This is a genomic window from Stieleria neptunia (genome assembly GCF_007754155.1).
Lineage (GTDB): Bacteria > Planctomycetota > Planctomycetia > Pirellulales > Pirellulaceae > Stieleria > Stieleria neptunia.
On sequence record NZ_CP037423.1, the window covers coordinates 9,986,107 to 10,001,557 of the forward strand.

The 15,451-nt window shown below is 60.5% G+C and carries 10 protein-coding genes; 3 read left to right on the forward strand and 7 right to left on the reverse strand.

Annotation, left to right across the window (positions count from 1 at the left end; genetic code table 11):
• Positions 1-412: 412 nt before the first annotated feature.
• Complete coding sequence (locus tag Enr13x_RS34445; RefSeq protein WP_197455575.1) at positions 413-2,038, reverse strand: outer membrane protein assembly factor BamB family protein; 1,626 nt, start codon at positions 2,036-2,038, stop codon at positions 413-415.
• A 247-nt stretch (positions 2,039-2,285) separates the two neighbouring features.
• Between Enr13x_RS34445 and Enr13x_RS34450 the strand changes: the two genes are divergently transcribed.
• Together Enr13x_RS34450 and Enr13x_RS34455 are read left to right on the forward strand one after the other, a co-directional pair.
• A complete protein-coding gene (locus Enr13x_RS34450) occupies positions 2,286-2,750 on the forward strand; it encodes a hypothetical protein (protein WP_145391420.1) in 465 nt (154 codons plus the stop codon).
• A 15-nt stretch (positions 2,751-2,765) separates the two neighbouring features.
• Positions 2,766-3,455, forward strand: coding sequence for a class I SAM-dependent methyltransferase (locus tag Enr13x_RS34455; protein ID WP_145391421.1), 690 nt, complete (start codon positions 2,766-2,768; stop codon positions 3,453-3,455).
• Between the two features lie 69 nt (positions 3,456-3,524).
• Here the strand turns inward: Enr13x_RS34455 and thrC are convergent, their stop codons facing one another.
• The 4 genes from thrC to Enr13x_RS34475 form a co-directional block, all read right to left on the reverse strand.
• Positions 3,525-4,886, reverse strand: a complete 1,362-nt coding sequence (gene thrC, locus Enr13x_RS34460) for a threonine synthase (protein WP_145391422.1) — start codon at positions 4,884-4,886, stop codon at positions 3,525-3,527.
• A gap of 91 nt (positions 4,887-4,977) precedes the next feature.
• Positions 4,978-5,697: a response regulator gene (locus Enr13x_RS34465; RefSeq protein ID WP_145391423.1), complete on the reverse strand. Its 720-nt coding sequence runs from the start codon at positions 5,695-5,697 to the stop codon at positions 4,978-4,980.
• A gap of 2 nt (positions 5,698-5,699) precedes the next feature.
• Positions 5,700-9,551 (reverse strand): chemotaxis protein CheB, encoded by a 3,852-nt coding sequence (locus Enr13x_RS34470; protein ID WP_145391424.1) that lies wholly within the window; start codon positions 9,549-9,551, stop codon positions 5,700-5,702.
• A 216-nt stretch (positions 9,552-9,767) separates the two neighbouring features.
• A complete protein-coding gene (locus Enr13x_RS34475; protein ID WP_145391425.1) occupies positions 9,768-10,001 on the reverse strand; it encodes a hypothetical protein in 234 nt (77 codons plus the stop codon).
• A gap of 353 nt (positions 10,002-10,354) precedes the next feature.
• On the opposite strand from Enr13x_RS34475, the gene Enr13x_RS34480 reads away from it, so the two are divergent.
• Positions 10,355-10,939, forward strand: coding sequence for a hypothetical protein (locus Enr13x_RS34480; protein WP_145391426.1), 585 nt, complete (start codon positions 10,355-10,357; stop codon positions 10,937-10,939).
• A 170-nt stretch (positions 10,940-11,109) separates the two neighbouring features.
• On the opposite strand, the gene Enr13x_RS34485 is transcribed toward Enr13x_RS34480, so the two are convergent.
• Both Enr13x_RS34485 and Enr13x_RS34490 read right to left on the reverse strand, forming a co-directional pair.
• Positions 11,110-11,442 (reverse strand): histidine triad nucleotide-binding protein, encoded by a 333-nt coding sequence (locus tag Enr13x_RS34485; protein WP_095739753.1) that lies wholly within the window; start codon positions 11,440-11,442, stop codon positions 11,110-11,112.
• 54 nt (positions 11,443-11,496) lie between these two features.
• Entirely contained in the window at positions 11,497-15,414 is a 3,918-nt protein-coding gene (locus tag Enr13x_RS34490) for an FtsK/SpoIIIE domain-containing protein (protein ID WP_197455576.1), read from the reverse strand.
• Positions 15,415-15,451: the final 37 nt, after the last annotated feature.

The window sequence follows — 15,451 nt, forward strand, 5'->3', positions numbered from 1 at the left end:
TCCGTTTTCCTATCCAAAATTTTCCTACCTTCAATACTCCCCACCGCTCGTCCACACGCCTTCAAGCGCGCCAACGGAGCATCCGCGGAGCAGCAAGCCTCAGCGCACGTCCAAGAGAGAGGTAGGAAAATTGAGGGTAGGAAGAATCCTAGCCACAACCGTTGCCCCGTTTATCACAAATCTTTCCAGCATCCGTTTTCCTACCCAAAATCTTCCTACCTTCAAAAACTCCCCACCGCTCGTCCACACGCCTTCAAGCACGCCGCCGGAGCATCCGCGGAGCAGCAGGCCTCAGCGCACGCCCGAGTTGAGAGGTAGGAAAATTGAGGGCAGGAAGAATCCCAACCACGACGGCTGACCGTTTGTCGCGTGTCGTCTCAGCTTTCGTTTTCTTCCCCTCGTTATTTCTCGATCAATCATCTGCTTCGATGCAGACGATCTCTTTCATCGTGTGTGCGTACAGACGCTCCTTGGCGTAGGTCAACGATGCCAGTGTCCAGGTCGCTCCGCCGGGGCCGAGATCGTTGACGGCGACGAGGGCGTCCGGCGTGAGTTGTTCGACTTGCGTGTCGATCACGTAGACCGTTCCGGTCACCACGGGCAGAAACAGATAGCGTCCGACCAACGTCGGACTGGCCGCTGAAATGTGCCCCCAGCCCGTTCCACGGTGTCCCTTGTCTCCGACGGCAAAACCCGACGCATTGGTGGGCCGATTGTCGGGGTTCCCTTTTCCCCACAACCACACATCCTCTTCACGCGACTCTGAACTGGGCATCAATTGTGCCGGCAGTTCCAGGTACTCCACGGCGCCGGTTTCGACGTTGACTCGTCCCAGGTAGTGAACGTTGTGGGAGAGAAACCAATGCCACTTGCCGGCGGCAAGATTCGCCTGATTGGTGTTGGGATGCCCTTTGCCAGCTTTGACGGCCACATCGGTTTGTTTCGACCAGTCCCCGGCGTTCGGTTCGAACTTCCAAAGCGTCGCACTGTCGTACAAGGGTTGCGTGCGGAGCAGTTTGCCGGAGGAGGCATCCATCACCAGATGGTTGCCCTTTTGAAAGCCAAAGACATAGCGACCGTTCCAGTGGCAAGCGAACGACGGATCATAGCCCTCGAGCTCGGTGCTCCAAAGTGTCTTGCCCGCTTCTCCGGGCTCCAGACTGGTGAGACTTTGTCCGAAGGGTTTTTCCAACGGACCGTGTGGTCCACCGCGGGCATGGGCAACGGCCCATTTTCCGTCGGCGGTCCATCCAACCGTCGGCGTGTTGTGCACCGAAGTCCCGACGGGTTCGCGCCAAAGCACTTCGCCGGTTCGTTTGTCGATGCCGTGCAGGTAAGTCCAGACGTCTTTCTCGTCGACGCCTTCGGGCACAGCGATTCCTTTGGATTTTTTGCCCGGTGCGGCCCACTTTTGGATTTTCGCTCCGGCCTCCTTGTCCGCCACCTCGACGTACAAGATCGCGTCTCCCGCCAGAAACGGTTCTGCCTGGCGATTGTTGTGCTTGAAACGCGGCGTCCACTCCCGCATCCAGATCTCGTTGCCCTCGAAATCGTAGCACGCCATCGATCCGCAGCGATTGAAAAACCAGACGTGGCGGCCATCGGTGATCGGGGCGAACACGGTTCCGTCGGTGAATCCACCGGCCAGCGAGATGAAGACGCTGCCCGGCAACGTCACCTGCCACAGCTTCTCGCCCGTGTTTGCGTCCAGGCAGAAACCGATGATGTCGGTGACCGCGTTCTTCTGATCCAGCGTTTGAATCGGCACATGGGTCGTCACAAACACACGGTCTGCCCAAACCGTGACGTTGCTCATCCCGGCTTCGGGCATCGCAGTCCGCCAGCGAATGTTCTCCTCCCGCGTCACGCTCCAACGCAGCGGCGCGTCCCCGTCGGTCTGCCAGTTGCCGTTCGGCCCGGCCGCCTGATGCCAATGTTTCGCGGCCCTGAGATCCTCGGACTCGAGATCCTCGGCCCTTAACAGGTTGAATCCTGCGAGGAAAATTCCGGCGAGCAGCAATCCGGTTCTGACGGTCATCGAAGGTCCTCGGCGGGTGAAACGTGGTTGCCGCGGGGGCATGAAAAACGGGAGGAATCGAGGCATTTTACAGGCCCGTGAGTCGTGCGCCGCTGTTTGCCGGCCCCTTGTTTCGACGATCGCCGGCTTTTCGTAGTGGATTCCGGACTTGCCGGGCGCCTACAATGGCTTTTGGATTCTCCCCCGCCATCGGCTGCGGAAACCTAGCAGCCTCGCCCCGCCCCCAACACGACCCGGGAATTGAGCCATGAGATCGATTTTATTGATCGCTGCACTCGCAATCCTCAGCCAGGACGCCTGGGCCGTGGGAGATCCAGAAAAGTTTGCTGAATATCGAGCTCGGCTGCAGCAACGTCGCGATGCCGCGTTGGAAATGCGGCGGCAACAGCGACTGTCTGAGCAGTCGGCCCCGCAGGCCACGCGATCGGCCCAGACCAATCGGTTTCGCCCCGCACTCGATGGCTACGTGCCCCAGCCGGCACTGCGCGGCTACGTGCCGCAACCGGCGCTGCGCGGCTACACGCCGCGACCGGCGCTCCAAGGCTACGTACCGCGACCGGCACTGTACGGCTGGGCCCCGCGACCTGCACTTTATGGCTACGCCCCCGGACCCGCACTGCGTGGCTACACACCGCAACCCGCACTTCGCGGTTACACGCCCCGGCCGGCCCTTCGCGGCTACACGCCCAAACCGGCACTCTCGGCGAAGTGACATCGAAGGGATGCAATGGATTGGAAAATCGATCGACAGGCCGCACGGGGCCGCTGTGCAGACCGGTACGACAGCCAGGCTGCCGAGGAATATGATCACTACATCGGGTTGGGAACGTTGTCCGTGGAGATGCAGTCCGATTTATTGACGGATTTGCAAAGCGTTTACACGTTTCCCGAAAACGCCGATGTCTTGGACGTGGGTGCCGGCACGGGCGCGCTCAGCAGTGCGCTGGTGAACTTGCCCGTGGGATCGATCACCGCGCTGGAACCGTCGCACGCGATGTTGGACCGACTGAAAGCCAAACCGGAACTCAAACGTGTCAGCCCCATCGTTGGCTGCTGCGACCATGCCAACGACCGAGCCGTGTTCGCCGCCTCCAGTTTTGATGTCATCGCGTCCAGAAAAGTGGTCAGCAGCTTGTTTGATCCGCTGGCCGCATTTCGCAACTGGCACCATTGGTTACGCGTGGGCGGTCACGTGGTGATCATCGACGGCCTGTTCGGACGCGACTCTTACATCGGCGACTGGGCCAAAGAAGTCGACGTGTTGCCGTTGTCGGCCAGCCAGTCGCTGGCGACGGTCCCGTATTTACTGGAAACGGTTGGATTTGCGATTGAATCCGTCGACCTGACTGAGCGGTGGAACCAGACCGCTCGGACGCCGCACTACATGGTCGTTGCGTCGAAAACGGCAACGCGGTAGCGGCGGCATGGCACTCGCAAGCTGGAAGCTTACGCCACGGATCGCACGCTGGAAGCTTACGCCACTGGGTTAATGAGCGAGTCGCTTTTCGATTTCGGCTTTCACCGCGTCGGCGTCGGCGGGCAAGTGCACCGCGGGGTTGGCGTACTGGCTGGTCACTTCGTCCAGCCTTGATTCGTGATAGGCGACCTTGAAATCGGTGAATTTCAGACCGTGGGCGGTGCTGATCACGACCGTCTTGTCGTCCGACTTGATCACGCCCCGCTTGATCAGCTTGTTGAGCACGGCCAGCGCGACGCCGGTGTGGGGACAGGTGAACATGCCGGTCAAGTCCGCGTGGGCGGCCGCCGCGGCCAACTCGTCTTCGGTCGCTTGTTCCACGATGCCGTCGGTTTCCACGATCGCCCGTTCCGCCTTGGCGTAACTGACCGGGTCACCGATTCGGATGGCGTTGGCCAGTGTGTCCTGGGCGGTCACGCGAACCTTCTCTTTGAATCCGTTTTTGTACGATTCGTAAAACGGATTGGCCTTGGCCGCTTGGGCGGCGACCAGCCGGGGCATGCGGTTGATCAACCCCAAGTCCAGCATCAGTCGAAACCCTTTGTGGAGCGCGCTGATGTTTCCCAGATTGCCCACCGGGATCACGATCCAATCGGGCACTTCCCAATCGAACTGACGAACGATTTCGATGCCGACGGTCTTTTGACCTTCGATCCGCAGACTGTTCATCGAATTGGCCAGATAGATCGAATTATCCTGCGTCACTTCCTGGACGATTTTCATGCAGCCGTCAAAGTCGGTGTCCAGTGCCAGCACGTGGGCGCCGTTGGCGACCGGCTGAATCAACTGTGCGGTGCTGACCTTGCCGGCGGGCAAGAAGATGACCGCGGGGATTCCGGCATAGGCCGCGTAGGCGGCCAGCGCGGCGCTGGTGTCACCGGTGCTGGCACAGGCGACCGCTTTGACGGGGCTGCCTTGCGCCATCATCTGTTTGACGACGCTGACCAAGACCGTCATGCCCAGGTCTTTAAAACTCCCGGTGTGGCTGTTGCCGCACAATTTGATCCACAGATCCGGAACGCCCAGTTGCCGCCCCAATCGCTCGGCCCAGAACAAATTGGAGTTTCCTTCGAACATGCTGACGACGTTTTCGTCAGCCAACGCGGGAATCACCCACTCACGCATGCCCCACACGCCGCTGCCGTAGGGCCAATCCGAAGTGCTGGCGCGGGAGTCGAACAGCTGCTGCCACTGGTAGGGGTTGCGTTTGCGGAGTGGCTCGCGCTCGTGATAGACCTCCAGCAGACTGCCGCAGGACGGGCAGGTGTAGATGACGTCGAAGATCGAGTGCTTGGCGGAGCAACCCGCGATGCAACGAAAATAAACGGTCTGGTTCTCTAAATCCGACTTGGACTCGACAGCGGACGACATGGTGAAATCCCGGTAAGTGCAGAATAAGATCGCATTATGTCCAAACCGACCAGATCTGGCAAAGGGCAAGTGCATTGAAAAGGCCGCGGGGTCAGCCGTTTTGCACGACCCACAGCGTGGCTTGGCGGTTCAGATCGGCACTGGAGTTCAAGTCCAACTTGCCTTTGAGTCGTTCGCGATGCGTTCCGACCGTGTTCGGGCTGATGTGCAGCTTTTTGGCGATCTCGTGGGTGGTGTATCCATGCCCGATCAGCGTAAAAACCTGCAATTCACGATTGGACAGGGCGCCCACGATCGAGCGGCCGGGGTCGCCCGGATCGGAGCGGGGATCGGCCCCGGACACCGCACTGTGCATCAGCCGGCTGGTCATTTCCTCGCTAAAGAACAGCCCGCCGCGGAGGACTCGATCGATGGCCTCCAGAATCGTGGTGGCGGGCAAATGCTTGTTCACATACCCCGACGCACCGGCCTTCATCGCCCGCTCGCCGTAGTCCCGCTCGTCGTGCATCGTGGACACGATCACTCGGGTCTGGGGCCGCTGGTCGACAATCCACTTGATCAGATCCAGTCCGCTGCTTTCTCGCAGTGTCAGATCGACGATGACCAGATCGGGTTGCAGTTCGCGAAATCGGATGCGGGCTTGGTGTTCGCTGTCGGCTTCGCCACAAACCTTCCAATACGGCTGACGACTGATCAATTGCCGCAGCCCGTCGCGCAGCAGTTCGTGATCGTCAACAATCATGACGCCGACGGCGCGTTGAGTCGTCGATGCGGTGGCAGGCTTGGCCTCTGTGATTCGCCGTTTCGTCATGCTTATCCCATCTTCCCGGCCAACGTGCAACGGACGAGGGTACCGCCCTGCGAGGGCGATTCGAATCGCAGTGCGGCTTCGATCAGGCTGGCGCGGTGTCGCATGATTCGAATGCCCATGCCGGAGGAATGTTCGCTGTCGGAGGCAAGGCCGACCCCGTTGTCGGCAATACTGAGCTGGATGCCGGCGCGATTGGTCAATCGAATCACGATCTGGTCGGCTTGAGCATGTTTCGCCGCGTTGTGCGCCGCCTCGCTGGCGATCAAGAACAGCTGGGTCGCTGCGAAACTGTCGATCGAGGTGACGTCATGCTCGCCGACGAAACGGCAAACCGGTCCGTGGGGCTTGGACGTTTCGACGGCCAGACGCTCTAAAGCCGCCGGCAATCCGCCCCCCTCGACGTTGACCACTTCAAGCCCGACCATCAGCGAACGAATCTGCCGTTGCGATGTTTCGATATGCGTTTTCAGTTTCTCGAGCAATTCTTGTTTGGCCGACGAATCGTCCGCCATGTCGTGTCTGAGCGACTCGACCAACATGCCCAAGGCGGAGATTTGTTGGCCGAGCGAGTCGTGCAATTCTCGCCCCAATCGCTCCCGTTCCTCCAACGTGACTTTGGCCATTTGGCGATCGGATGCTCGTCGCGCCACGACATAGCCGAGCTGAACGCCGATGTTCTTGATCGCGTCAACGAATCTCTCGTCGCGTGGAGCGGACTGTTGTGAATAAAACTCCAGCACGGCGACAACCTCGTTCCCCACCAGCACCGGGAACGCGATGATCGCCTGGACCCCCAGATCACGCAGATCGTGTCGTGGATATTCGGTCGATGTCTGAATGTCCGCGACCCACCGCAATGCTGCGCCGGCAACGACATCGTCGATCAGATTGTCGCTCGAATGAGCGTAGCTCGGGCGACAGGTCACGCGTCGGATTTGCGAAACGTCCATTCCTTCGGCCTGGTGCCAGATCTCCGTCGGCAGGATCGCGCCGCTGCCATCGCCGGCCATCCGAAACGCCTGGCCGGCTTGCCAACCGTCGTACTGACAGATCCGATCGATGGCATACGACAACGCCTCATCGACGGTTTGCGTTTGATTGGCGAACGCCGTGATGTCATGGACAAGCTGCAATAACTTCGTTCGTTCGATCACCTGCTGTTCCAGGGACGCGTTCAACAACTGCAGCGATTCCCGCGCCTGATTCCGCTCGGTGATATCGATAAACGTGATCACAACGCCATCAATGCGGTCCTCTTCGGTGCGGTAGGGGACGATCCGTCGGACGTACCAGTGGCCCCGCTCGTCGCGGATCTCTTTGTCCATCGGCGCCAGGTGCTTCAGCACGTTCGCCGCGTCATCGAGCAGATCCTCATCCGAAAAGTTTTTCGCAAAGTCGGAAAACGGCCGGCCGATATCGGTTTCGATCACCCGCAACAAGTTGGCGGTCGCCGGCGTGAAACGCTTCACGCGGAACTGTCGATCAAGAAACAGTGTCGCGTGATCGATGCTGGACAGCAAATTGTTCAAGTCGTTGTTGACCGATTCCAATTCGCCGACCTTGGATTCCAACTGGTTGTTGACCGTCTGCATCTCCTCGTTGAGTGACTGCAGTTCCTCTTGCGAAGTCTCCAATTCTTCGTTGGTCGACTGCAGTTCTTCATTGATCGACGTGACTTCTTCGTTGGCCGCCTTGAACTCCTCGTTGCTGGTTTCGAACTCCTCGATCGAGGTTTGCAAATCCTCTCGCGTTTCCGTCAGATCGCGTTCGAGTTGACGGATCACGGCCTGGTACTCGGCGACCGTGTCGGGCTCGTCGGGGGGGATCGCTTCGCTCGGTTCGACGTAGACCAGCCGCACGCGCTGTTCCGCGTCCGCTTCTTCGAACGCCAACAACAGCAGATCCGACAGTTCGTCCGGTTGACGCAGCGGCTCGATACTGACTCGGACGGGACAGAATTGTTGCCCCCGCCGGACCTGCACGTTCTCAAGCGCCACCGGTTTGTTGGTCTGGATCGCCTGCTGAACGGCCACGCGCAACTTGGTTCGCAATCCCTGGCGTGACATGGCGATCAAGTCATACGTCTGCTCTCCGCTGGGAAGCTGCAAGTAGTCGTCGACGGGGCCGTGCAGGTAAACCACTTTGAGCGAGCGATCGACCAGCGCACAGGCGGGCGCAAATCGTTGCAACACCAACTGCTGGGCCGCCGCAGGCAACCGGGGGGCGCGTCGTTGAACGCCCCGGGCAGGCAGGGCGATTTCCGGAGGCGGCGATCTGGAGGCACGGGCGGGCACGCTGTATTCGCGCTCGACCGAATTGCTCCGCTGGTAAATCCGCCATTCCCGCGACACCGGTACGAACAAGTCGGATTGCTGTGTGATCGTCTCGGCATTGCCGAGAAACAGATACCCGCCGTCACGCAGGGCAAAGTGGAACATCGACAAGATTTTTTTCTGGATGTCCGGTTCCAGGTAGATCAATAAATTGCGGCAACTGATCAAGTCCAATTTCGAGAACGGCGGATCGCTGATCACATTCTGCTCGGCAAAGACAACCGTTTCGCGGATCTCCTTGTTGATCCGATAGGTGTGCTCGCCCTTGGTGAAGAACCGCTGCAATCGCTCGGGCGTGACATCGGCCGCAATCGTTTCCGGATAGACCCCGGCTCGCGCGAAAGCCACCGCGTCATGGTCGATGTCCGAAGCAAACAGATTCAATTCACCATCCTTCGACGCGGCTTGCATCCTCTCGGTCAGCAGCATGGCCAGCGAAAACGGCTCTTCGCCACTGGCACAGCCCGGCGTCCAGACGCGAATGGTGTTGCGGTGTGTCTCGTCGTGCCGATGAGGGTCCGGCGCCAAGCCCGCCACCAACGGTCCGATCACGTGTTTTTCCAAAGCCAGCCAGGCCGGCGGATCGCGAAAGAAGTTGGTCACACTGATCAACAGGTCTTTGTAAAGCGCCGTGACTTCGGCATCGTCCTGTCGCAACCGTTCGATGTACTCATCCATTGCCTCGACGTGCCGGAGCCCCATGCGACGTTGGATTCGGCGGGTCAGCGTTCCTTTCTTGTAGTAACTGAAGTCGTACTTGACGCGTGCCCGCAACAGACCAACGATCGTCGTCAAATCGCTCGATGCCTTGGTCACCGACCGCTCCAAACGCGTTTGCGTCGTCTGGTCGTTGACATACGAATGCCCCACATAGCGCAGCAGCATGTCCGGCATTTCGTCCACCGGTAACACGCAATCGACGACGCCGGCCAGCATCGCGCTGCGCGGCATGCCGTCGTATTGTGCCGTGTCCGGCGATTGAACCATGACGATGCCGCCGGCCGCCTTGATCTCCCCCGCGCCGAGCGTCCCGTCGCTGCCGGTCCCGCTCAAGATGATGCCGATCGCTCGACTTTGCTGGTCGTCGGCCAGTGAGCGGAAGAAAAAGTCAATCGGCACCCGGACACCGCGACGCTGGACCGGTTCGGACAAATGCAGCGTCTTGCCGCTGATCGTCAGATACTTGTTGGGTGGGATCACGTAGACGTGATTCGGCTCGATCACCATCTCCTCGACGACTTGCACCACGCTCATTTCGGTGTGCTTGCCCAACAGTTCTGCGGTCAGGCTTTCATGCGTGGGGTCGAGATGCTGGATCAGCACAAACGCCACGCCCAGATCCCCCGGAGCGGCAGAAAAAAACCGCCGGAACGCATCGAGCCCCCCGGCTGATGCGCCGATCCCCACGACGGCCACGCCGCGGTTGCCGGCGGGGCCGGTTCGAATCGGCTGCTCTTTTCTGCCGCCCGATCTCGTCTCCCCCTCCATGTCTGCGGGCGTCGCGTTCGTTTGCTTGGCCATGGTCTTCCGTTCGCACTAAACCGTTTCCCCACCCTCGGGTATTCGCGCAGTGGACGTCTGTGGTCCACCACACACCATGCCGGGTGGGCGCGAGCACTCGCTCGAATGGAGGCCATGATACCGCAGAACCAGCGCCGCTTCAGCGTGGCCACCCGACCAATCGCCTCGGCCAGATGCGGGCCTGTCGCAGACGCGTTCTCGTCGCCGTGGCGACTTTCAGTCAACCGTTTTGGATAATTCGAGTAACTTCTCGCATGGCATCACGATCTTCCCTTGGAACGCCCCGCTGATGATCAGCAAGTCGATCGGGATCCCGTCTTCCGCGTCCGTGGTCCCGATCCACGATTCACCGTCGTCGTCGGTCCGGATGAATTCGCACCCCATTTTTCGCAATCGCCTGAGCTGCGCAATCGTCTTGTTCCGCGGCAGCGCTAGTTTCTCCTGTCTCATCAAGTCTCTCTTGTGACGGCGAAGCGGCGAGGTAGAGCAAACGAGTTACAGCTGAACCTACCGTCACCTGAAGCAGCCGGAAGTCACAAAAAAGGTGATTCCCATGTAGTCATTTTCACCACACCCGTTGAATCACAGGCAGCTCAAGTCGCCCCATCGGTCGCCCGCGTCGTCAACGCGATCTCGGCGTCGACGCTCGACAACCCGAACCGGCCCCGTGTGCGGTCGTGGATCCCGCAGCCCAATTTATCTGTTCGGCAAGTTGACGCGGCCACAGGATTCCCACAGGATTCCCACACAATGACGGCCCGATTGCTGGCCTGATTGTGCCATCTGACCCGCCGAGTTCACCCTTGCGAAAGATCGACAAGACCTACACCGACCCGCTGGGGCTGATCTGGATTCACGCCGCCGGCCGCATGGGCATGCAGATCCAGCGGAGTGCAGAGGTGAATGCGTCGTGGGACGGGCACGGCGTCCTGACGATTGGGACGCCCGAAACCTTAGACCCGGACGACTCCCTGGCGCAGATGATTCTGCACGAGGTCTGCCACTCCCTTTGTGAAGGTCCTGAAAGCGTGCATCGACCGGACTGGGGGCTGGAAAGTTTTGATCCGTCCAAAAAGTTCCACGAACACGCCTGCCTCCGGCTCCAAGCGGCACTGGCCGACCGATACGGCCTGCGCTCGTTCTTTGCCGCAACGACCCAGTTTCGTTCCTATTACGACCGGCTTCCGGCCGATCCGCTCAGCGGCGGCGACGACGTTCAAGCGCTCGCCTTGGCCAGGGACGCTTGGCAGCGAGCCAACCTCGGCCCCTGGGCCGAACCACTGCACGACGCCCTGCGCCGCACCGCCATCCTCGCGCAAGCCCTCGCGGGGCTGACGACGGAGGATTCGCTGTGGCATGGGCAAGGGAAAATGGTTGATCGATCGTAGCACACGTTGGTGTTTAGCCTTTAGGCGATCTCCCGGTCGCTGCAATGCAGCGACACGCGACCGCCCGGAAGGGCCGTCGTACCAAGCGGCGACACGCGACCGCCCGGAAGGGCCGTCGTACCCCAAGCTGCGTCCCCGGGCGGCTAAAGCCTGGACACCAGCGCCTCCTCTTAAACCAGCGTCTGCTTCGCTCCACCGAGCAGATGAAAGTGCAAGTGCGGCACCTCCTGGCCTCCCGCCTGGCCGCAGTTGACGACCATGTTGTAGCCATCGGCCAAGCCTTCTTGGGCGGCGATCTTGGCGACCGCCAACACGCAGTGACCGACAATCGATTCGTCTTCGTCGGACAAGTGCGCCAACGATTCGATTTCTTTTTTGGGGATCACCAACACGTGAACCGGCGCCTTGGGATTGATATCCCGAAACGCCAGGCACACGTCGTCTTCAAAGACGATGTCGGCGGGGATTTCGCGGTCGATGATTTTGCTAAAGATCGATGGCATGGTCGGTGGCGTGGTCGACGGTGGGGAACCCGATGGTGGGACTTGAACGAGGTGCTACGATTGCAACCAAGCGTTGACGTCCATCGCATCGGCTTGATCGGGCTGGCGAAACTTGCTGATTCGGCCGGCCGGTTCATCGTACAACAGCATCGTCGCGGCGGACAGTTCGCTCGCGATCGGCGAATCGATCAACAACGACGAATCGGACGCGTTCAATTGCCCCAGCACACGCAATTCGACGTCATGTTGTGATTGCCGTGGCAACCAACGCGTCATGATTTCCACGCCGCCACAGACCAGAATGCAATAGACGTTCGCCGGCGGTCCATCCTTGAGCACCTCGCGCATCGCCTGGCCGCCGGACATGCTGCCTTGCGTCGCGTCGAGCGAAAAATTAAAGGCGTCTTCGTGTCGAAAGTCCCGAAACCGATCCAACGGGTCGATCACGATCACGATCGGATGGACGCCCTCGGCCTCGTCCCCCCGCTCCTTGACCAACTCGGCCAACTTGCCCATCTCCGGCGCACTCTCACGCGGCTTCACTTCCCGGACGTTGAATCCCGCCCGCTGCAACCATGGATACAAGGACTGGGTTTCATTGGGTCGGTTGCCGTTGAAATAGATCACTTCCAAATCCGAGTTCGATTGGGCGAATCCGGAAAGCACAGCGGAGAGCAATCCGGGCCGGGCTTCCGACGGCGGAATCATCACCACGTTGCGACCGGCGTTGCGTGACAATTCGATTGCGACCGGTGGACCGATTTCAACGGACTCTCCCAACAACCCGCGCAACTCGTCACCCGACCGGGCCCGATCGCCGATCGCGGCTGCGGCCAACGCCGCTGACCATTTGCAGGGTCGATTGCCCTCGAACACGACCGGCGGAGGAAGTTTGTCGAGAAACACTTTGTCCCGCTGTGCGATTTTGGACAGCAACTTTCGATGCTCGTCGTTGCTCAGCCAGGCGACCTGGAACGGCTGATTGCCTTCGATCAATCCGCCCGCGTCGTTGTAGATCGCTTCGCCCGGGCGCGTGATCAATCGTGCGGCGGTGTTGTCATCGGACAAGATCAACGCCGCGTCGGATTCGCTGCATTGCATCGCGATTCGAACGGCCATCTGCCCCAGCGTCGCCCGCGGCAACGAATAGGCCCCCGCCAGCGACTGGCTGCTCAGGATCACGTGGATCCCGAACGACCGGCCCTGGCGAACCAGACGGTCCAGCAACATCGAACACTCCGCGGCGACCTTGTCATCGCGAATGAACAATTCTTGGAATTCGTCGATCACCAGCATGATTCGCGGCATCGGCTGACCGCTCGCCGACCGATAGTCCGACAACTCTTGCGTCGATTGTGCCCGGAACAGTTCACCGCGCTGTTGCAGTTCCTGGTCCAGCCGCTGCAGAACGCTGCGACCGAATTCCCGTTCGCTTTCGATGCCGATCACCCGTGCGTGCGGCAATCCGCTGTCGGCATAGGTTTTGAATTCGACGCCTTTCTTGAAATCCAGCAGATAAAAGTGCAATTGGTCGGGCGTGTAGTGATGGGCCCCCGAGGTGATGATGGAGTGCAGCAGGGTGCTTTTGCCCGAGCCGGTTTTCCCGGCGATCAACACGTGCTGGCGGACGCCTTCGCCCAAGTCCAAGGCCAGCGAACGCTGTCCGCCTTGGCTGCCGATCGTGATCTCGATCCCGTCGTCGGTCCGTCCCTTGCCGCCCTGCGCCGGCAGGATGGACTCCAGCGGGATTTCCACCCGTGCGGCCATGGTGGCGGCCGTCCCGATCTGGTCGGCCAGTTCCCCGCGCAGATCGGCGGCAACATTCGCCGCCGGTACAAATTCCAATCGCTCCAGGCCCGCGTGCCGCACGGTCCAATGGCCGTCTTTGTCCACCGACAATTCCAACACACGGCTGTCGTGGGGTAACGGCAGATCGCTCGGCCAAACCTGATTCTCGTTGCAGACCATGAACACAAAAACGCCGCAGCGAACGCCACTCTCGATCAGTGCCTTCAGGTGCTTGTACCCGCCCCGAGTCAGGCCTTCGGGAAACCCGACCGCGGCAACGGCTTGATAGGGTTCGGCCATCGAGCCGGCGATCTGGTTGTAATCCTCCACGCGCTCGAACTGGTCACGCAGACTGGACTGCAACACATCCTCGGCGTGTTGCGCGATTTCGCCCAAACGCGTTTCGATTTGGTTCTCGGTCGTCCAGACACGATGGCTGACGAGCGTAGGATCGTGATCGGCCAATGACATGAACGAAGTAAAATTCTGGCCGCGGCCGATCGGATCGATCAGCGTCAACTTGGTCCGCCCGCCGGAGGTCCCCGACAGCATCCGCCACAACACCTGATGAACCAGCTCGACCGCTTTGGTCATCTGGTCCGGGGCGGCGTGAATGATCAAACCGCTGTGCAGCCGTCGATGGAGCGCCACCGGCATTTCGTCGGGAAGATCACCACTGCGAAACAGCGGTTTGACCTGGCCGGAGTGGTTGCCGGCCCCGTCGGGTGCATCCGCGATGCGTTCGGAGGTCAGCGTCCGCGCCAGAAACTGGGTGATTTCCAGATGCCCCAACGGCACGAAATCCAATTCGTCGCATTCGGTGTGCGGCTGGTCGGCGACCTTGTCCCACTGGGGAAACCGGGTGGCGCAGGCTTTCCCGGCCGACTTGATGCGTTCCAAACCGCCCCGCACGCCGTCGCGCATGCGATCGGTCACCCGCTGCAATTCTTCGTGCCGTCGACGCGCATTGGCCTCCCGTTGCCGGTGCAAGGCTTGGTCGGTATCGGCAAGCTGTGCCGTGATGGTTGCCGCGACCTGCTCGGCGCGATGGTGCATCTCTGAATTCACTTTGCCGTAGCCCGACTGAAAATCGTCGCCGAGTTGCTCCAACTGCTCGATCAATTCTGCCCGGGCCGCCGCCTGCTCGGCCGCCAACTTCTGCGTCAGATGCTCCAACTGGTCTTCACGCCATTGGTCGGCCGCTTCCAGGTGTCGATCGCGTCGGTCTTCTAATTCGGCCAACGCGTCGCGGGCAGCGTCTTTAGAGATCTTCCGCCCCGCCGCGGCAGCTTCTTCGGCGGCTTGGCCCGTTCGAATGATCATCGGGTACATCCGCCGGGTTTGCCGCCGCAGGGGAATCAGCAACGTCGCGTAGATGCAAAACCCGATCACGGCCGCCGCCACGACGCCGGAGACCATGTACAACCAATACTCGGCCGGCTGGGCGACCTGCACGCCGATGCACCACAACACGACCGCGACCGCGACGCCGCCGGGCAAATAAAACGAATCATCGAATTTGGCCGCCGCACTGGTTTGCAGCTCGGTGACAAAGCCGCGACACTTTCGCGAAAGCTGATACACCGAGTCGATCGATTCCGCAATCGACTCCGGTGGCGGTTCGCTCATGTCCTCTTCCGGCGTCTGGGCCGGTGGAACATTGGGCAACCGGTCCAGTCGACGAATCGTCAGATCGCGCGCCCAAGCCACGTCTTCGCCGATCGGAACCAGCGAGGCATTGATTTGCTCGATCTCTTTTTTGCTCTGCTCGCCGGGCTGGTGGCGCCGGCCTTCGAATTGATGCAGGACGGCTTCGCGCCGCGCTTCGACTTTTCGCTCGATCGCGACCTTTCCCTCGGCAGTCTTTTTGCGATACAGCGACGCGAGACGATTGATCTCCGATCGCAACCGCACGGTTTCCTCTTCATAGCCGGCGAACACCTTTTCCTCGGCCGCGTCCCATTGGCCGAGCGTGATCCGCCGCTGTCGTCGACACTCGGCCGTCACACCGCTGCGATCGGACAGCAACTGGTGCTCCTCTTCGTCGCGTTGGGCGGCATGCTGGTTGATCAGTTCCTGGCGCTGGGCTTGGCAGGTTTCAAACCGCGCGACCAGGGCATCGATCAGGCGGCGTTGTCGCTCGGGCGAGAACAGCCCGGCGGGAGCGACCGAGAAGTCTTTCATGGTGCGGATCAGAATCGAGGAGAAAAGACGAGGAAAA